At 59.3% G+C, this 17,756-nt stretch carries 17 protein-coding genes; 6 read left to right on the top strand and 11 right to left on the bottom strand.

Annotated features, from left to right (window positions below):
- Positions 1-36: 36 nt before the first annotated feature.
- From sutA to glnK, 3 genes are all read right to left on the bottom strand, one after another.
- Positions 37-363 carry a transcriptional regulator SutA gene (gene sutA, locus BLU25_RS15785; RefSeq protein WP_016782663.1) on the bottom strand — a complete coding sequence of 109 codons (327 nt, stop codon included), beginning with the start codon at positions 361-363 and terminating at the stop codon, positions 37-39.
- A 480-nt stretch (positions 364-843) separates the two neighbouring features.
- Complete coding sequence (locus BLU25_RS15780; protein ID WP_083369719.1) at positions 844-2,181, bottom strand: ammonium transporter; 1,338 nt, start codon at positions 2,179-2,181, stop codon at positions 844-846.
- Positions 2,182-2,214: 33 nt separating this feature from the next.
- A complete protein-coding gene (gene glnK, locus BLU25_RS15775; protein WP_002555808.1) occupies positions 2,215-2,553 on the bottom strand; it encodes a P-II family nitrogen regulator in 339 nt (112 codons plus the stop codon).
- Between the two features lie 417 nt (positions 2,554-2,970).
- On the opposite strand from glnK, the gene BLU25_RS15770 reads away from it, so the two are divergent.
- Both BLU25_RS15770 and BLU25_RS15765 read left to right on the top strand, forming a co-directional pair.
- Positions 2,971-3,231 carry an accessory factor UbiK family protein gene (locus BLU25_RS15770; RefSeq protein ID WP_016782665.1) on the top strand — a complete coding sequence of 87 codons (261 nt, stop codon included), beginning with the start codon at positions 2,971-2,973 and terminating at the stop codon, positions 3,229-3,231.
- A gap of 46 nt (positions 3,232-3,277) precedes the next feature.
- Entirely contained in the window at positions 3,278-3,706 is a 429-nt protein-coding gene (locus BLU25_RS15765; RefSeq protein WP_016782666.1) for a bleomycin resistance protein, read from the top strand.
- Position 3,707: 1 nt separating this feature from the next.
- Here the strand turns inward: BLU25_RS15765 and BLU25_RS15760 are convergent, their stop codons facing one another.
- Both BLU25_RS15760 and BLU25_RS15755 read right to left on the bottom strand, forming a co-directional pair.
- On the bottom strand, positions 3,708-4,013 hold the full coding sequence (locus BLU25_RS15760) for a HigA family addiction module antitoxin (protein WP_016782667.1): 306 nt from the start codon (positions 4,011-4,013) through the stop codon (positions 3,708-3,710).
- 7 nt (positions 4,014-4,020) lie between these two features.
- The gene (locus tag BLU25_RS15755; protein WP_029611627.1) at positions 4,021-4,299 is read right to left on the bottom strand and encodes a type II toxin-antitoxin system RelE/ParE family toxin; all 279 of its coding nucleotides are present in this window, start codon (positions 4,297-4,299) and stop codon (positions 4,021-4,023) included.
- 176 nt (positions 4,300-4,475) lie between these two features.
- Here BLU25_RS15755 and BLU25_RS15750 point away from each other — a divergent pair, with 176 nt between their 5' ends.
- A complete protein-coding gene (locus tag BLU25_RS15750) occupies positions 4,476-5,969 on the top strand; it encodes a YifB family Mg chelatase-like AAA ATPase (RefSeq protein WP_016782669.1) in 1,494 nt (497 codons plus the stop codon).
- A gap of 9 nt (positions 5,970-5,978) precedes the next feature.
- On the opposite strand, the gene BLU25_RS15745 is transcribed toward BLU25_RS15750, so the two are convergent.
- Positions 5,979-6,899 (bottom strand): LysR substrate-binding domain-containing protein, encoded by a 921-nt coding sequence (locus tag BLU25_RS15745; RefSeq protein WP_016782670.1) that lies wholly within the window; start codon positions 6,897-6,899, stop codon positions 5,979-5,981.
- Positions 6,900-7,051: 152 nt separating this feature from the next.
- Here BLU25_RS15745 and BLU25_RS15740 point away from each other — a divergent pair, with 152 nt between their 5' ends.
- Positions 7,052-8,452: a NorM family multidrug efflux MATE transporter gene (locus tag BLU25_RS15740; RefSeq protein ID WP_016782671.1), complete on the top strand. Its 1,401-nt coding sequence runs from the start codon at positions 7,052-7,054 to the stop codon at positions 8,450-8,452.
- A gap of 126 nt (positions 8,453-8,578) precedes the next feature.
- Here BLU25_RS15740 and BLU25_RS15735 read toward each other — a convergent pair whose 3' ends face one another.
- A complete protein-coding gene (locus tag BLU25_RS15735; RefSeq protein WP_083369718.1) occupies positions 8,579-10,246 on the bottom strand; it encodes a putative bifunctional diguanylate cyclase/phosphodiesterase in 1,668 nt (555 codons plus the stop codon).
- A 261-nt stretch (positions 10,247-10,507) separates the two neighbouring features.
- Here BLU25_RS15735 and rep point away from each other — a divergent pair, with 261 nt between their 5' ends.
- Both rep and BLU25_RS15725 read left to right on the top strand, forming a co-directional pair.
- Entirely contained in the window at positions 10,508-12,517 is a 2,010-nt protein-coding gene (gene rep / locus BLU25_RS15730; protein WP_016782673.1) for a DNA helicase Rep, read from the top strand.
- A 56-nt stretch (positions 12,518-12,573) separates the two neighbouring features.
- A complete protein-coding gene (locus BLU25_RS15725) occupies positions 12,574-13,146 on the top strand; it encodes a xanthine phosphoribosyltransferase (protein WP_016782674.1) in 573 nt (190 codons plus the stop codon).
- A 161-nt stretch (positions 13,147-13,307) separates the two neighbouring features.
- On the opposite strand, the gene BLU25_RS15720 is transcribed toward BLU25_RS15725, so the two are convergent.
- From BLU25_RS15720 to alr, 4 genes are all read right to left on the bottom strand, one after another.
- Positions 13,308-15,236, bottom strand: coding sequence for an acetyl-CoA hydrolase/transferase C-terminal domain-containing protein (locus tag BLU25_RS15720; RefSeq protein ID WP_083369717.1), 1,929 nt, complete (start codon positions 15,234-15,236; stop codon positions 13,308-13,310).
- A 117-nt stretch (positions 15,237-15,353) separates the two neighbouring features.
- Positions 15,354-15,767, bottom strand: coding sequence for a c-type cytochrome (locus tag BLU25_RS15715; RefSeq protein WP_029611629.1), 414 nt, complete (start codon positions 15,765-15,767; stop codon positions 15,354-15,356).
- A 180-nt stretch (positions 15,768-15,947) separates the two neighbouring features.
- Complete coding sequence (locus tag BLU25_RS15710) at positions 15,948-16,496, bottom strand: cupin domain-containing protein (protein ID WP_016782677.1); 549 nt, start codon at positions 16,494-16,496, stop codon at positions 15,948-15,950.
- Between the two features lie 125 nt (positions 16,497-16,621).
- Positions 16,622-17,695: an alanine racemase gene (gene alr / locus BLU25_RS15705; RefSeq protein WP_083369716.1), complete on the bottom strand. Its 1,074-nt coding sequence runs from the start codon at positions 17,693-17,695 to the stop codon at positions 16,622-16,624.
- Positions 17,696-17,756: the final 61 nt, after the last annotated feature.

Genomic DNA, 17,756 nt, shown 5'->3' with positions numbered 1-17,756 from the left:
GGGTTTTTTCTTCAAGCAAGCGAGCGGTTCTTATCCTTAGATAGGACGGCTGCCGTACTTGTTGTCAGGCTTCTTGGGTGGGTCTGCCACCACATTGGCCTCAACTTCCTGCACCTTGCCGCCCTTGGACAAAAACTCTTCCATCGCGCGGGCCAGAGCATCACGCTCCTTGTTTTTGGCTTCTACGCTGGGCAGGTCATCAACCGACACCGCAGCCTTCGACTTGCCTTTGGCCGCAGGGGCCGGCGCATCATCGCCACCATCGTCGTCCGCCACGTCATCGGCAGACGTTTCCAGACCTTCTTCGGTTTCGTCTTCGTCACCTACTTCGAGGTCATCATTTTCCAGATCGTCGTCGCTCATGTTCTACCCCATGACATACGTAAAGCAGATTAGTTATAGACCAGCTGTGGCGACTGTCTACCACCGCTGGTGAAAAAGTAGCCTTGGGCAAACCGCGGCTTACGCCTCTTTACCGTTGTGAGGTAAAGAGGACTTGGCGCACACCACACACACATGGCCTGCGCCTGAATAAACACCTTGCCAGGCGCCCGCTGCCAGAAATTGCGCAGCACGGATCACGGGCCTTGAAAGCGTCGGGAGATCATCCTCGCCTTCGTCGTACTCGAGCTTTGTTTCAAGCCCTCGGCGCGCATTCTAGCGTGCTGAAGAAAAAAGCAAAGCGGCTAATAGTCGAGTTGTGTCACAAGCACGCGTCACATAAACAAGCTTAGAACTCATTCACCCTTTTAACCTGTAAGGCAAATCATTTAGACGCCGCGAATATCGCTTTATTACCGGCAAAAAAAAACCCGGCACGCCGGGTTTTTTATAAACGAAACCTTACAGGTTGTAGCCACGTTCGTTGTGCTGAGCCAGGTCCAGGCCCACGGCCTCTTCCTCTTCATTCACACGCAGACCCATCACCGCATCCAGTACCTTGAGGATGATAAAGGTCACGATCGCGGTGTAGACCACGGTAAAGGCCACGCCTTTGAACTGGATCCAGACCTGCGCTGCGATGTCGGTCACAGTGCCGAAGCCGCCCAGTGCCGGGGCTGCAAACACGCCGGTGAGGATTGCGCCGACGATGCCGCCGATGCCGTGAACGCCGAATGCATCCAGCGAGTCATCGTAGCCCAGCTTGCGCTTGAGGCTGGTGGCGCAGAAGAAGCAGATCACGCCAGCCGACAAGCCGATCACCACCGAGCCCATCGGGCCAACAGTGCCCGCAGCCGGGGTGATTGCCACCAGGCCTGCTACCACGCCCGAGGCGATGCCCAGTGCACTTGGCTTGCCGTGGGTGATCCACTCGGCAAACATCCAGCCCAGCGCTGCGGCTGCGGTGGCAATTTGAGTCACCAGCATGGCCATGCCGGCAGTGCCGTTGGCGGCAGCAGCGGAGCCTGCGTTGAAGCCGAACCAGCCGATCCACAGCATGGCCGCGCCCACCAGGGTATAACCCAGGTTGTGTGGGGCCATCGGGGTGCTAGGGTAGCCTTTACGCTTGCCGAGCACGATGCACGCTACCAGGCCGGCGATACCGGCGTTGATATGCACCACGGTGCCGCCTGCGAAGTCGAGTACACCCCAGTCCCACAGCAGGCCGCCGTTGCCGCTCCACACCATGTGCGCAATCGGCGCATACACCAGGGTGAACCACACGCCCATGAAGATCAGCATGGCCGAGAACTTCATGCGCTCGGCGAATGCGCCGACGATCAGTGCCGGGGTGATGATGGCGAAGGTCATCTGGAAGGTGATGAACACGGCTTCCGGGAACAGCGCGGTGGATGAGGTCAGGCTTTCTGGCGTGACACCCGCCAGGAAGGCTTTGCCGAAGCCGCCGATAAACGAATTGAAGTTGGTGACGCCCTGCTCCATGCCTGCGGTGTCGAACGTGATGCTGTAGCCATAAATGACCCACAGGATGCTGATCAGACCGGTAATGGCAAAGCACTGCATCATCACGGAAAGAATGTTTTTGGAGCGCACCATGCCGCCGTAGAACAGCGCCAGGCCGGGAATGGTCATAAACAGCACCAAGGCGGTAGCCGTCAGCATCCAGGCGGTGTCGCCGGAATTGAGGACTGGAGCAGCCACTTCGTCTGCCGCCATGGCCAGGCCAGGCATTACAGCAGACAGCAGGGCTCCGAGCCCTGCGATTTTACGCAGAGTCATAGTGTTTTCTCCTGGGGCGTTGGGTTTGGCGGCTTAGATTGCGTCGGTATCGGTTTCGCCGGTACGGATGCGAATAGCCTGTTCCAGATTGACTACGAAAATCTTGCCGTCACCAATCTTGCCGGTGTTGGCAGCCTTGGTGATCGCCTCGATAACCCGATCAAGATCCTTGTCGTCAATGGCGACATCAATCTTCACCTTTGGCAGAAAATCGACCACATATTCCGCGCCGCGATACAGCTCGGTATGGCCCTTCTGCCGGCCGAAGCCTTTGACCTCAGTAACGGTAATGCCTTGTACGCCGATCTCAGACAGCGACTCGCGCACGTCATCCAACTTGAACGGCTTGATAATGGCGGTGACTAGCTTCATGAAACTTCTCCCGAATTGGTGGACTTGCCCCAGGAAAACAAACCCGGCTCAAGTCTAAGCGCAGTGTCTGGCTTTGTAACGCATCGTCAGCCTTCTTCAGGCTGTACAACGTGTGTTAAATCGCTGGTGACGAAAACACTCCTTGAACCACCTGCCGCACTGCCTTCGTCACAGCTACTGCATCAGTGCATGAGTCATGTTGGTATTAGCAGAAACCTTGCCATGTCTGGAAAAATCAATAATTACAGCTATTTAGCGGGAACTGATGGCTTTTAGCCTGATTTTCCGCAAGGTTTGTGCGCGAAGTTGGTGCGCGACCTGACCAATCGATGCGCGAAAAATGTGCAGAAAGCCCCCGGCAATAGGCCCCGGCACCCCGTGATACACTCGCCGCCATCAGTTTTAAGGACCTTATCCATGCTCGCGCCCAAAGATTTTCTCGACGCCCTTGGTGGCCACGCCTCCCGCTTGTTCAGTGGCGAAACCGCGCTGCCACGCAATGAAATCGAAAGCCAGTTCAAAGCCTTGCTGCAAAGCGGTTTCAGCAAGCTTGATCTGGTGAGCCGTGAAGAGTTCGACAGCCAGATGGTGGTGCTGGCCCGTACCCGTGCCCGCCTTGAAAGCCTGGAAGCCAAAGTGGCCGAACTGGAAGCCAGGTTGTTGCCACCGGGCGAATGACGCTCAAAGGCGGTGCATTCGCCTGTCAGAACAAGGACGTTTTTATATGCTGGTGATGAATCCGCTGGTGCCCGAGATGATCGTCTCGGACCTTTCGCGCAGCCTGCACTTTTACTGTGACGTGCTCGGTTTCAGGGTCGAATACCAACGGCCCGAGGATCTGTTTGCATTTTTGTCGTTTCATGGCAGCCAGCTGATGCTGGAGCAGGATGACCTCCAAGCGTCCTCCTGGCGGGTCGGGCCGCTGGAACAGCCGTTCGGGCGGGGCATGAACCTGTCGATCAAATGCCCGCATGCCCAAGGGCTGATCGAGCGCCTGGAGGCCGCAGGCCACACCCTGCGCAAACCCCTGGAAGAACGCTGGTACCGCAGCAACGACGTGCTGTTTGGCGAGCGCAACTTTTTGGTGCTCGACCCTGATGGCTACCTGCTGCGCTTTGCGCAAGACCTGGGCACCAAAGCGCTGGGGGAGTAATTCAGGCGCAGTGGTGAATCGGCTGCACCTGTTCGCGAATCGCGGCGCCGCGGTCGATTTCGGCTTTTCGCAGGTCGTAAGTGGTTTGCAGGTTCAGCCAGAACTCGGGGGTTGTCCCCAGGCAGACCGACAGTCGCAACGCCATATCGGCACTGACGCCACGGCGTTGCAGCACGATATCGTTGACCGTCGGTGTAGACACCCCCAGCGCCCTGGCCAAGGCAGCGGACGAGAGGCTCAGGGGCTCAAGGTATTCTTCCTTGAGAACTTCACCCGGGTGAACCGGGCGCATGCCGTTCTTGATCATCATGACCTCAATGGTAATCGACGATTTCTACTGCTTCAGGGCCTTTGGCGCCCCAGATAAAGCAGATTCGCCATTGTGCGTTGATACGGATGCTGTATTGGCCCTTGCGAGCTCCGCCGAGTGCCTCGAGGCGGTTGCCAGGGGGGGACGCCAAATCTGTCAGCACGCTGGCAGCGTCCAGCATGGTTAATTTTCGTTCAATGACATTGAGAATATCTGACCATAAGCGCGTCTTGCCGCTTCGATACAGACGTTCCGTTCTGTTGCATTTAAAGCTTACGATCATAATTAATGCATAACGTTATTGATTAATAATAGGGGCTTTTAATTTTTTCGCAACCGCACTCTGGCAGCTCATATGCCGTGTTCCCATACCCGTTAACATCCCGTATCCATTCCCTGCCTGCCCCTGGCTTCTGATTCGCGCACCATGAGTTTTTTAGCGAACTCAAGGAATGAGTCATGGCTCTGGCGATTGTTTACAGCCGCGCCCAGGTGGGCGTCGAGGCGCCTGCGGTGACGGTGGAGGCGCATCTGGCCAATGGGTTGCCGGCGTTGACGCTGGTCGGTTTGCCTGAAACCGCAGTCAAGGAAAGTAAAGATCGGGTACGCAGTGCAATCATCAATTCCACCCTGGATTTCCCGGCCCGGCGGATCACCCTTAATCTCGCTCCCGCTGACCTGCCCAAGGACGGCGGGCGCTTTGATCTGGCCATTGCCCTGGGCATTCTGGCGGCCAGCGGGCAACTGCCGGCAGTGGCGCTGGAGCAAGTGGAGTGTTTAGGCGAACTGGCGCTATCGGGGGCAATCAGGCCGGTACAGGGCATATTGCCGGCCGCCCTGGCAGCTCGCGCCGCAGGTCGGGCGCTGGTGGTGCCGCTGGCCAATGCCGAGGAAGCCTGCCTGGCCTGCGGGCTGACGGTCATCGCGGCCGAGCACTTGCTGCAGGTGGTGGCCCATTTCGCAGGCCGGGAAGTGATTGCGCCCTATAGCCCCAGCGGCTTGCTGCATCTAAGCAAGCCCTATCCCGACCTGAGCGATGTCCAGGGCCAGCTTTCGGCCAAGCGGGCGTTGCTGGTGGCCGCAGCCGGCAGTCACAACCTGCTGTTTACCGGGCCGCCGGGCACAGGCAAAACCTTGCTGGCCAGTCGCCTGCCTGGCTTGTTGCCCCCTCTCAATGAACACGAGGCGCTGGAAGTGGCCGCCATTCAGTCGGTGGCCAGCCATGTGCCATTGAACAGCTGGCCTCAGCGACCGTTTCGCCAACCCCATCATTCGGCCTCCGGCCCCGCGTTGGTGGGCGGCGGTTCCAAACCCCGGCCCGGGGAAATCACCCTGGCCCATCACGGCGTGTTGTTTCTCGATGAACTCCCCGAGTTTGATCGCAAGGTTCTGGAAGTCTTGCGAGAGCCCATGGAAAGCGGCTTTATTGTGATTGCCCGGGCCAAGGATCGCATGCGTTTTCCGGCGCGTTTCCAGCTGGTTGCGGCGATGAACCCCTGCCCTTGTGGCTATCTCGGCGAACCCACAGGGCGCTGTCGCTGCACACCGGAGCAGATTCAGCGCTATCGCAACAAACTGTCTGGCCCATTGCTCGATCGCATTGACCTGCACCTGACCGTGGCCCGCGAAACCACCACCCTCAACCCGCCACTGGCCTCAGATGACACCACGGCCAAGGCGGCTTCGTTGGTAGCTGCGGCGCGAGAGCGGCAGCTGCAACGCCAGGGCTGTGCCAATGCCTTTCTCGACCTGCCGGGGGTGCGTGCCCAGTGCCGCTTGAGTGATGGGGATAACAGCTGGCTGGAGGCTGCTTGCGAGCGCATGACCCTGTCACTGCGGGCGGCACATCGATTGTTGAAAGTGGCAAGAACCCTGGCTGACCTTGAACAGGTACAACACATAGAGCGCAAACATCTGGCAGAGGCGTTGCAGTATCGGCCGCTCAGTGGCTGATCAGGCCGGTCAATGCAACTGCTCAACCGCTGGCAGCACCATGGCAGCGACTTCGTGTTGCAAAAAGTCGCTGAGCCGGCGCAAACGCTCGCCCCCGGGGCGGGTCTTGGGCCAAACCAGATAATAATTATCGCCGCTGGCCACCGCGGCCGGAAACGGCAGGCTCAGGCGGCCCTGGGCCACGTCTTCGGCCACCATCAGCAGGTCACCCATAGAGATGCCGTAACCCCGGGCGGCGGCAATCATGCCCAGTTCCAGGGTGTCGAAAACTTGCCCGCCCTTGAGTGATACTTGCCCGCTCAGGCCCATGCAGTCGAGCCAGCGCCGCCAGTCACGGCGATCGGGCGTGGGGTGCAGCAGTTCAGTGGCGGCCAGACGCGTGACGTCCCAGGGTTTGTCGTCCTGGCTGGCAGGCGCGCCGACCGGGATCAGCATCTCCGCAAACAGCAACGTGGCCTCCCAGTCGGGCGGAAAGTGGCCGTTGCTCAACAGCACCGCACAGTCGAACGGCTCCTGATTGAAATCCACATGGTCGATGTCCATCCAGGCACTGGTCAGCTGTACCTCGTTGCCCGCCTGCAAGTGGCGAAAGCGGCTCAGCCTTGCCAATAGCCAGCGCATGGTCAGGGTCGAGGGGGCTTTCATGCGCAAGATGTCATCTTCGGCGCGCAAAGTGGTGCAGGCGCGCTCCAGAGCAGCAAAGCCTTCGCGCACTCCGGGTAGCAGCAAGCGAGCCGCTTCAGTGAGTTGCAGGCTGCGGCCGCTGCGCTGAAACAGCCGGCAGGCGAAATGCGCCTCCAGGGTTTTGATATGGCGGCTGACGGCACTCTGGGTAATCGACAGCTCTTCCCCCGCCCGGGTGAAGGAGCTATGGCGAGCTGCAGCCTCAAAGGCGCGCAGGGCATAAAGCGGAGGAAGGCTACGAGCCATTACGAATATTCCTATTGCACAACAGGTGACGATAGAAAACATAACTACCAGCATGAGTTTAAATCATGCCAGCGATCGTTTTTATCCCTTTGCTTAAAACACTCAAGGCGCCGAGAATCAAGCCTTTCAACGCACCTATAGATATTTTTACGATGACCAAACAGCATCCTGCACGTATCGAACTCTCGGCCATTATGCGGTTGGCCGGGCCGCTGATCGCTTCGCAGCTGGCTCACATGCTGATGGTGCTCACCGATACGCTGATGATGGCGCGCCTGAGCCCCGAGGCGCTCGCGGGCGGGAGCCTGGGGGCGGCGAGCTACTCGTTCGTGTCGATTTTCTGCATTGGCGTCATCGCTGCCATAGGCACGCTGGTGTCAATTCGCCAGGGTGCAGGGGATATTGAAGGTGCGACCCGCCTGACCCAGGCCGGGCTGTGGCTTGCCTGGGCGCTGGCATTGGGCGGCGCGGTGATGCTGTGGAATATCAAGCCGTTGTTGCTGCTGTTTGGCCAAACGCCAACCAACGTTGAAGCCGCTGGCCAGTTCCTGCTGCTGCTGCCGTTTGCCCTGCCCGGCTATATGACTTTCATGGCCCTGCGCGGCTTTACCAGTGCAATGGGTCGGGCCACGCCGGTCATGGTGATCAGCCTGATCGGCACCGTGGCCAACTTTGTGCTCAATTACGCGTTGATTACCGGCATGTTCGGCCTGCCAAAACTGGGTTTGATGGGTATCGGCCTGGTCACGGCGGTTGTGGCGACCGGCATGGCCCTGGGCCTGGCCTGGCATATCCATCGGCACCCGGCCTACGACGCGTATCCGATCAGCAAGGGCCTGTCGCGGATCAATCTGACTTACCTGCGGGAACTGTGGCGGCTCGGCTTGCCGATTGGCGGCACCTATGCGGTGGAAGTCGGGCTATTTGCCTTCGCGGCCCTGTGCATGGGCACGATGGGCAGCACGCAACTGGCGGCGCACCAGATCGCCCTGCAAATCGTCTCGGTCGCATTTATGGTGCCGGCAGGCATGTCCTATGCAATCACCATGCGCATCGGCCAGCATTATGGTGGTGGTGATTTGCAGCGGGCGCGGCTGGCGGGCCGGGTCGGGATCGGCTGTGGTGCAGTGATCATGCTCGGGTTTTCGGCGGTGTTCTGGTTTATCCCGAGCCAGTTGATCGGGCTGTTCCTGGATTACAACGACCCGGCCTTCCGCCCGGTGTTCGAGCTGGCGGTGAGCCTGTTGGCCGTCGCGGCCTGGTTTGAGCTGTTTGATGGCGCGCAGACCATTGCGATGGGTGCGATTCGCGGGCTCAAGGATGCCAAGACCACGTTCCTGGTGGGGCTGTTCTGCTATTGGGTGATTGGTGCGCCGATGGCCTGGCTGCTGGCGTTTACCTTCGGCTGGGGGCCGACCGGCGTGTGGTGGGGCCTGGCGATGGGGCTGGCCTGTGCGTCGATCAGCCTGACCCTGGCATTCGAGTGGAAGGTGCGGCGCATGCTCAAGCAGGAACGCAAGGCAGCGAAAGTGGCGGGCTTGAGCGCTGTGTAGGGACCAGACCGGTTGCCTGGCCTCTGTGGGAGCGGGCTTGCTCGCGATGGCATCACTGCGGTTCGCTTGAAGGACCGCGTCGCCTGCATCGCGAGCGAGCCCGCTCCCACAGGTGAGGTGCCGGCCTTATATTGCCTGCGGCACCTGCTGCCTGGCCCCGAAAGTCAGGTAGTCCACCAGTTCTGCCAGCGGCAGCGGCTTGCTGATGAAGTAGCCCTGCACCTGGTCGCAGCCAAAATCACGCAAAAGCGCAAGCTGCTCCGGGGTTTCGACGCCTTCGGCAACCACTTCCAGTTTCAGGTTGTGCGCCAGGTTGATCATGGCATGCACCAGCTTGCGGTTCTCTTCGCGGCTTTCCATGCCGCCCACAAAGCTTTTGTCGATCTTGAGCAGCGCTATCGGCAGGCTGTTGAGGTGCACAAACGATGAGAAACCCGTACCGAAATCATCCAGCGAAAAGCGCACACCCAATCGGCCCAGGGCATCCATGGTCTGTTTGACCAGGTCACTGCGCCGCATCACGGCCGTTTCGGTCAGCTCGAACTCCAGCCACTGGGCTTCAACGCCGCGCTCGGTGATCAAGCGGCTAAGGGTCGAAAGCAACTGGCTGTCCTGAAACTGGCGGAACGACAGGTTGACCGCCATATGCAATGGCTCAAGCCCGCGTTCGCGCAGCGCCTGCATATCCCGCAGGGCGCGGGAAATCACCCAGTACCCCAGCGGCACAATCAACCCGCTTTGCTCGGCCAGCGGCACGAACTCGCTGGGGGCCAACAAACCCCGCTCGGCATGGCGCCAGCGCACCAGCGCTTCCAGCCCGACGATTTGCCCCGTGCCCAGGTCCAGCCGCGGCTGGTAATGCAGCTCCAGTTCGTCACGGCGCAGAGCCCGGCGCAGCTCGCTTTCGAGGTCGGCCAGGCTGCGGGCGTTGCGATTGATACGTTCGTTAAATACGTGAAAAGTGCAGCCCTGGGTGCTTTTAGCCTGCTGCATGGCAATGTGTGCGTGCCACATCAACGGGTCGGCCCCGGCGTTGGCGCGGGCGTGGGCGATGCCCAGGCTACAGCCGATCAGCAGGCTCTCACCGTCAACCCAGTAGGGCTCGGCCATCACCTCGGTGATGCGCTCGGCCATCCATTCGGCGCGTTCAGGCGCACGATGGGTGTTAATCAGCAGGGCGAATTCGTCGCTGCCCAGCCGGGCCAGTTGGTCGCAGGCCTCAAGCTGGCTTTTGAGGCGCGCCACCACTTGCAGGATCAGCCGATCGCCCGCCTGATGGCCCAATGCGTCGTTGGCGTGGCGAAAGTTGTCCAGGTCCAGGTGGCCCAGGGCTATGCCGCGACCGTCGCCTTCAGCCAGGCGCACGGCCAGCAAGGTCTGGAAACCCTGACGGTTGGCGATGCCGGTCAGCGGGTCTTCTTCGGCAAGACGCTGCAACGTGTGCTCCAGCAGGCCGCGTTCACGCACATGGCGCAGGCAGCGGCGCAGCACATCGCTGGTCAGGCTGGCGCCCACCAGCCAGTCGCTGACGCCCGCAGGGGCGCTCGCAGGTTCGCTGTCGAGCAGCAAAATCGTGGGCAAGCGGCAGCGGCCCGCTGAGGGCTGCAGGGCCGGGGTCGTCAGGAGCAGCGCATTGCGATCGTTCTCGAACAGATGGCTGACAGATTCCCAGCTCGGCGCGTCTATCAGTACGGCCGCACTTCCCATTGGCGCCAGACACTCGCGCAACAACGCTGCCCAAGATGGCTCTTCGGCCAATAGCAGCAAACGCAAGGGTTCGACAGGCGTAGACAAGCTAGCTCCCTAGACTCTGCAAAAATTCGACCGGTGGGCATTATGACGTGCCGGCAACCAATGGCAATGACACTGGTTATCAAATACGCATTTGCTGCATTTACCCAACATTAGCTGTAAATGCTCTCAGCATCCTGCTCGAAAGTAACAAAAGCGGCAAATATAGATGCTCTGGCATGTCACACCGTCGCACAGAGGCAGCAATATTCGCTCAGCCTGTTAAAATGCCCGCCCTTTTTACACACGACCCCTGATCTCGTCATGTCCCGACTCAATCCCCGGCAGCAAGAAGCCGTGAGCTACGTCGGCGGCCCTCTATTGGTGCTCGCCGGCGCAGGCTCCGGCAAAACCAGCGTGATTACCCGAAAAATCGCGCACCTGATCCAGAATTGTGGCATCCGTGCCCAGTACATCGTCGCCATGACTTTCACCAACAAAGCCGCCCGCGAGATGAAAGAGCGTGTCGGTACCCTGCTCAAAAAGGGTGAAGGCCGCGGCTTGACGGTGTGTACGTTCCACAACCTGGGCCTGAACATTATCCGTAAGGAGCACGCACGGCTGGGCTACAAGCCGGGTTTCTCGATCTTTGACGAGGCTGACGTCAAGGCGCTGATGGCCGACATCATGCAAAAGGAATACTCGGGCGACGACGGGGTCGACGAAATCAAGAACATGATCGGCTCGTGGAAAAACGACCTGATCCTGCCGCCCCAGGCCCTGGAAAACGCGCGCAACCCCAAGGAGCAGACGGCAGCCATCGTCTACACCCACTACCAGCGCACGCTCAAGGCCTACAACGCGGTGGATTTTGACGACCTGATCCTGCTGCCGGTCAAACTGTTCGAAGAACACGCCGACATTCTGGAAAAATGGCAGAACAAGGTGCGTTACCTGCTGGTGGACGAGTATCAGGACACCAACGCCAGCCAGTATTTGCTGGTCAAATACCTGATCGGCAAGCGTAACCAGTTCACCGTAGTAGGTGACGATGACCAGTCGATCTACGCCTGGCGCGGCGCCCGCCCGGAAAACCTGATGCTGCTCAAGGACGATTATCCGTCCTTGAAAGTGGTGATGCTGGAGCAAAACTACCGCTCCACCAGCCGTATCCTGCGCTGCGCCAATATCCTGATTGCCAACAACCCCCACGAGTTTGAAAAACAGCTGTGGAGCGAGATGGGTCACGGTGACGAAGTGCGGGTGATCCGCTGCCGCAACGAAGACGCCGAAGCCGAGCGCGTTGCCGTCGAAATCCTCACCCTGCACCTGCGCACCGACCGCCCGTACAGCGACTTTGCGATTCTGTACCGCGGTAACTACCAGGCCAAACTGATCGAGCTGAAGCTGCAGCACCATCAGATCCCATATCGTTTATCGGGCGGCAACAGCTTCTTCGGGCGTCAGGAAGTCAAAGATCTGATGGCTTACTTCCGCCTGATCGTAAACCCGGATGACGACAACGCCTTCCTGCGCGTGATCAACGTCCCGCGTCGCGAGATCGGTTCGACTACCCTGGAAAAGCTCGGCAACTACGCGACCGAGCGCAAAATCTCGATGTATGCCGCCACCGATGAAATCGGCCTGGGCGAGCATCTGGATGCGCGTTTTACCGATCGTCTGGTGCGCTTCAAGCGTTTCATGGACCGCGTGCGCGAGCACTGTTCGGGCGAAGACCCGATAGCGGCGCTGCGCAGCATGATCATGGACATCGACTACGAAAACTGGCTGCGCACCAACAGTTCCAGCGACAAGGCGGCGGACTACCGTATGTCCAACGTCTGGTTCTTGGTCGAGGCGTTGAAAAACACCCTCGAAAAAGACGAAGACGGCGCCATGACCATCGAGGAAGCCATCGGCAAGCTGGTACTGCGCGACATGCTTGAGCGCCAGCAGGAAGAGGAAGACGGTGCCGAAGGCGTGCAGATGATGACCTTGCACGCCTCCAAGGGCCTGGAATTCCCCTACGTGTTCATCATGGGCATGGAAGAAGAAATCCTGCCGCACCGCTCCAGCATTGAAGCAGACACCATTGAAGAAGAACGCCGTCTGGCCTACGTGGGCATTACCCGTGCCCGTGAGACGCTGGCGTTCACCTTCGCGGCCAAGCGCAAGCAGTACGGCGAGATCATTGATTGCGCGCCAAGCCGCTTCCTCGATGAGTTGCCACCGGACGATCTGGCCTGGGAAGGCAACGACGATACCCCTACCGAAGTCAAAGCGGTTCGCGGCAATACGGCATTGGCCGATATACGCGCCATGCTAAAACGCTAAAATCGACTATTTTTCACTCTACCTTCAGCGCATAAGCGCTATTTGAGGACGTTACGTTGGAAGCACTGCACAAGAAAATTCGCGAAGAAGGCATCGTGCTTTCCGATCAGGTTTTGAAGGTCGATGCCTTTTTGAACCATCAGATCGACCCTCAGCTGATGAAAGAGATCGGCGACGAGTTCGCGCGTTTGTTCAAGGATTCGGGCATCACCAAGATCGTCACTATCGAAGCATCGGGCATCGCCCCTGCCGTGATGACTGGCTTGAACTTGGGTGTACCTGTGATTTTCGCGCGTAAGCACCAGTCCCTGACCCTGACAGAAAACCTGCTGTCGGCCACGGTGTATTCGTTCACCAAGCAGACCGAAAGCACCGTTGCGATCTCCCCGCGTCACCTGCAAAGCAGCGACCGCGTTCTGGTGATCGATGATTTCCTGGCCAACGGCAAGGCGTCGCAAGCGCTGATCTCGATCATCAAGCAGGCGGGCGCCACCGTTGCCGGCCTGGGTATCGTGATCGAGAAGTCGTTCCAGGGCGGCCGTGCCGAACTGGATGCACAGGGCTACCGCGTTGAATCCCTGGCCCGGGTCAAATCCCTGGCGGGCGGTAAAGTGACCTTTATCGAGTAACCCATTCAGCCCGTAGCAGCTGCCGAGGAACGAAGGCTGCGTTCGAGCGCGAAGCGCTCGTAAACCCGGTCGTCGCGGTCTATCCGAACAACCGTGATTGCAGGGTTTACGACGGCTGCGCCGCCGAACGCAGCCTGGCGGCAGCTGCTACGAAAGGCGCGTCAATGGCTTTTCGCGGTGGCCTGCAACCCCGCCAGCAGCAAACGCTGGTACAGCTCATCGCGCAACCCGTCGGGCTGTGCGAGCTGCATACGCGCCAGGTGTTCGGGGAAGGCCTGCGGCGACGGCGCGTCTAGCGTGGCCTTGCCCAACTGGTAAATCTGCGTGAGCTTGAATTTGCTCTTGAGCCAATTCAACGCTCGCAGCAGGTCTTGCTCCTGCGCGCTGAAATCGCTGCCCAGCGGGTACTCAGGGAACAAGTGCGGGTGCCTGGCAGCTATCCCCTGCAAGCGTTCCGGGCTGTTGTCGGCAAAACGCGGGTCAAGGCAGAAATCCTTGGGCAATTTGCCCATCAATTGCGCCTGCGTCGTCAGCTCGGTCTGAAAGCGTGAGTCGGTAATGTTGAGCAGCGCTTCGATCACCTTGCTGTCGGTTTTGCCGCGCAGGTCGGCAATCCCGTATTCAGTGACCACAATGTCGCGCAAATGCCGCGGGATCGTGCAGTGGCCGTACTCCCAGACAATATTGGAACTCACCTCCCCGCCTGACTCACGCCAGCTGCGCAGCATGATCACCGAGCGGGCATCATGCAGGGCGTGGCCCTGGGCAACAAAGTTGTATTGCCCGCCGACCCCGCTAAGCACCCGGCCGTCTTCAAGCTGATCGGCCACCGCAGCACCGAGCAAGGTGGCGGTGAAAGCGCTGTTGACGAAGCGCGCATCGCGCCGTTGCAAGCGCTTCAACTCTTCCTGGCCGTACAGCTCGTTGATATAGCTGATGGCAGTCATGTTGAATTCGCAACGCTTGCTGTGGGGCAATTCCCTAAGGCGCTGGTAAAAGTCGCGGGGGCCGAGAATAAAACCGCCGTGGATGCTGACTCCGTCTTCATGCAGGCTTTCATCCAGGGTGCCGGCATTGGCCTGGGCCTGGCGTTCGACATCGGGGTAGACCTTGCGTCGCACAATCCCGGCATCTGCCAGCACCATCAGGCCGTGGACAAACATCTCGCTGCAACCGTACAGGCCATGGGCAAAAGGCTCGACGCCACCTTCGCGCTCGATCAGCGTGTGCCACGGGGTGGTATCGATATCGTCGAGCAGGGCGCGATAGCCCTCGTTGTCACCCTGGCGTGCGAGCAAAGCTGCGCTCAGGGCATCGCCCATCGAGCCAATGCCAATCTGCAGCGTACCGCCGTCACGGATCAGGGTGCTGGCGTGCAAGCCGATCATATGGTCTTGCAGGTTGACCGGCATGCTGGGGGTTGAAAACAACGTAGTGCGTTCATCTTCGTCGATCAGCAAGTCAAAATCGTCGATGCTCAATTCCGAGTCACCGGGCATATACGGCAGGTCTTCATGTACCTGGCCCAGCATCAGAATGGTCTCGCCCGCCGCTCGCCGCCTGGCAATCATGGGCAATAGATCGAGGGTGATGTCGGGGTTGCAGCTCAGGCTCAGACGCGTGGCATCCCCGGGGTGGCGGGCCACCAGCTGGGCCACCAGGTTCAGGCCGCTGGCATTGATGTCGCGAGCCGCGTGGCTGTAATTGCTGCTGACGTAATCCTGTTGGGCCGCCGGGCTGTTGAGCAAACTGCCCGGCTGCATAAAGAACTGCTCAACGTGGATATTGGCGGGCATGCGGTTGTGCTGCAGATCGGCGAGGTAATCCAGCTCGATGTAATCGCCAAATACCCGCTCGACAAAAGGCTCCAGAAACAGCCGCTGCAAACCATCGCCAAGCGCTGGGCGACCCAGGCTCAGGGCGGTATAGATCGTCAGCTGGCGCTCGGGCAGCAGTTTGATTCGCTGATAAAGCGCATTGACGAAGCGGTTCGCCTTGCCCAGACCCAGTGGCAGACCAAGGTGAATATGTATCGGTAACCGCGCCAGCACATCATCGACTGCGCGTTCGATCGAACAGGGCTGCACCATCTGACTCTCCTTATCCATCCTTGAATATAGACGTGATAAAGAACAGTTGGTGCGATCCACCCCAAATCCCGGGCACAAAAAAGCCGCCCATCAGCGGCTTTTTCAGGGACGTTCGGCTTATTTGAGGCCGGACATCTTCTCGATGGCGCCTTTAAGCTCTTCATCGGTACAGGTCATGCAAGTGCCCTTTGGCGGCATGGCGTTGATACCGGTGATGGCCTTGGCCAGGATGCCATCAAGGCCGCCCTGGTGATCGGCGCGCTCTTTCCAGGCCGCGGTGTCACCGATTTTCGGTGCGCCCAACAAGCCGGTGCCGTGGCAAGCACTGCAGTGCTTGGCAATAATATCGTCTGGTGTCATGCCACCACCACCGCCTACAGAAGCAGTCACTTCCATCCCTTTGCATTCCTGCCCTTGAACACAGACTTTACCCACTGGCTCAAGACGTTTTGCAATGTCATCGTTCGTTGTTGCCTGAGCGTTGACTGCCCAAAGGGCCACTACTGCTGCTGGTACGGCCAGCATTTTCATAATTAGGTTCACGCGTTCACCCTCAATGGTGGCTATTCACGCCCACAACCACGGTTTCGCGGGCGGCAAAAGTATAACGGTTAGCCCGCCTCTCTGAAACAACCCTAAAGACAAAGGGGGAATAGAGCTGGCGAAATGCATCTACGGGTGCCTCTGCAAACAGGCAGGGCGCCTCTGTTCTTAGAAGTTCGCCGGGGTGGCTGCGCTGATTAGTCGCGCCGCGACGTCGAACGGATTGCGAAAACGGTGCGGTTTGGAGCTTTCGAAATAATAGCTGTCACCGGCTTCCAGCACGAAGGTCTCAAGACCCACGGTTAACTCTAGGCGACCTTCCACCAAAATCCCGGTTTCTTCGCCTTCATGGGTCAGCATTTCGTCCCCGGTATCGGCGCCCGGTGGGTAAATCTCGTTGAGAAATGCAATGGCCCGGCTCGGATGCGCCTTGCCGACCAGTTTCATGGTCACGGCACCGTCGGAAATGTCGATCAGCTCATTGGCTTTGTAGACAATTTGAGTTGGGTTTTCTTGAAGGATCTCTTCGGAAAAAAACTCGACCATGGACATGGGGATGCCACTCAGCACTTTGCGCAGGGAGCTTATGGACGGGCTCACGCTGTTCTTTTCGATCATCGAAATGGTGCTGTTGGTGACGCCCGCGCGCTTGGCGAGTTCACGCTGCGACAGGCCTTTGAGTTTGCGGATGGATTGCAGTCGTTCACCGACGTCCAATGCGGGAGCCTCCTGGGGCAGATTCAAGTCGAGAAGCCGCCATGATGGCGATAGCGTTCAGTATTTACAACACTTCGACTTCAAACCCGGGTACCCATTTGCCCCCGTACATTGGATACAACCTGTCAGCTACCGGAATAGAGGCGTGGCACGCGTTTAAGGTTGCAGAAAATCTGGTAAGGAATGGTGTCTGCTGCGGTTGCCACTTCGTTGGCGAGAATGTTTTTGCCCCATAACTCGACCGTCGAACCCAGGCCGGCTTGCGGTACATCGGTTAGGTCGATGCACAGCATGTCCATCGACACCCGGCCCAGCAACTGGCTGCGCACACCGTCCACCAGCACCGGGGTACCGGTGGGTGCCTGGCGCGGATAACCGTCGGCATAACCCATTGCCACCACGCCAATGCGCATCGGCTTCGGGGTGATGAATTTGGCACCGTAGCCCACTGGTTCACCGGCGGGCAATTCGCGCACGCAAATCACCCTGGACTCCAGGGTCATCACCGGTTGCAGACGTGATGCAGTGGCCTGGGGTTCTTCAAATGGCGAGGCGCCATACAGCATCAGCCCCGGGCGTACCCAGTCACTTGGCACCCGTGGCCAGCCGAGTACAGCTGGCGAGTTACGCAGGCTGATTTCTGCCGTCAAGTCGGCGCGAGCGCCCAGGAACACAGCGACTTGCTCTACGCTTCGGGTGCAATCGAGTTCATCGGCGCGGGCAAAGTGGCTCATCAGCACGATTTTCGCCACATTGGCACTGGCCTGCAGGCGCTGGTAGGCCGCCTGGTAATCATTGGGGTGCAAACCGACGCGGTGCATGCCGCTGTCCAGTTTCAGCCATACGTGGAGCGGTTTGGCGAGGCGGGCCTGCTCGATCGCATCGAGCTGCCACAGCGAATGCACCACGCACCAGAAGTCATGTTCGACGATCAGCGGCAGTTCATCAGCTTCAAAAAAACCTTCGAGCAGCAGGATGGGTGCGCCAATACCGGCGGCACGCAGCTCCAGTGCTTCTTCTATGCAGGCAACGGCAAAGCCGTCGGCTTCGGCTTCAAGGGCCTGGGCGCAGCGAACGGCCCCGTGGCCGTAAGCATCGGCCTTGATTACAGCGAGGGCCTTGGCCCCCGTGACTTCACGCGCCAGTTGGTAATTGTGACGCAGGGCTTGCAGGTCAATCAGGGCACGGGCTGGGCGCATGGCGGCGGGCTTCTAACGGCAATTGAATAAAAAAACGGTGCAAACCCGCAGCGTGAACCGC

The sequence above is a fragment of the Pseudomonas fragi genome, assembly GCF_900105835.1.
Lineage (GTDB): Bacteria > Pseudomonadota > Gammaproteobacteria > Pseudomonadales > Pseudomonadaceae > Aquipseudomonas > Aquipseudomonas fragi.
The sequence above is the reverse complement of the archived record's forward strand: the minus strand, read 5'-3'. Positions and strand labels throughout refer to the sequence as shown.

Bases quoted from the DNA above. Each gene is read 5' to 3' on its own strand.
- sutA (WP_016782663.1), bottom strand. From the start codon at position 363: ATGAGCGACGACGATCTGGAAAATGATGACCTCGAAGTAGGTGACGAA.
- BLU25_RS15780 (WP_083369719.1), bottom strand. From the start codon at position 2,181: ATGACTCTGCGTAAAATCGCAGGGCTCGGAGCCCTGCTGTCTGCTGTA.
- BLU25_RS15765 (WP_016782666.1), top strand. From the start codon at position 3,278: ATGCTGGTGATGAATCCGCTGGTGCCCGAGATGATCGTCTCGGACCTT.
- alr (WP_083369716.1), bottom strand. From the start codon at position 17,695: ATGCGCCCAGCCCGTGCCCTGATTGACCTGCAAGCCCTGCGTCACAAT.
- rep (WP_016782673.1), top strand. From the start codon at position 10,508: ATGTCCCGACTCAATCCCCGGCAGCAAGAAGCCGTGAGCTACGTCGGC.
- BLU25_RS15720 (WP_083369717.1), bottom strand. From the start codon at position 15,236: ATGGTGCAGCCCTGTTCGATCGAACGCGCAGTCGATGATGTGCTGGCG.
- BLU25_RS15715 (WP_029611629.1), bottom strand. From the start codon at position 15,767: ATGAAAATGCTGGCCGTACCAGCAGCAGTAGTGGCCCTTTGGGCAGTC.
- glnK (WP_002555808.1), bottom strand. From the start codon at position 2,553: ATGAAGCTAGTCACCGCCATTATCAAGCCGTTCAAGTTGGATGACGTG.
- BLU25_RS15770 (WP_016782665.1), top strand. From the start codon at position 2,971: ATGCTCGCGCCCAAAGATTTTCTCGACGCCCTTGGTGGCCACGCCTCC.
- BLU25_RS15740 (WP_016782671.1), top strand. From the start codon at position 7,052: ATGACCAAACAGCATCCTGCACGTATCGAACTCTCGGCCATTATGCGG.
- BLU25_RS15745 (WP_016782670.1), bottom strand. From the start codon at position 6,899: ATGGCTCGTAGCCTTCCTCCGCTTTATGCCCTGCGCGCCTTTGAGGCT.
- BLU25_RS15755 (WP_029611627.1), bottom strand. From the start codon at position 4,299: ATGATCGTAAGCTTTAAATGCAACAGAACGGAACGTCTGTATCGAAGC.
- BLU25_RS15760 (WP_016782667.1), bottom strand. From the start codon at position 4,013: ATGATCAAGAACGGCATGCGCCCGGTTCACCCGGGTGAAGTTCTCAAG.
- BLU25_RS15750 (WP_016782669.1), top strand. From the start codon at position 4,476: ATGGCTCTGGCGATTGTTTACAGCCGCGCCCAGGTGGGCGTCGAGGCG.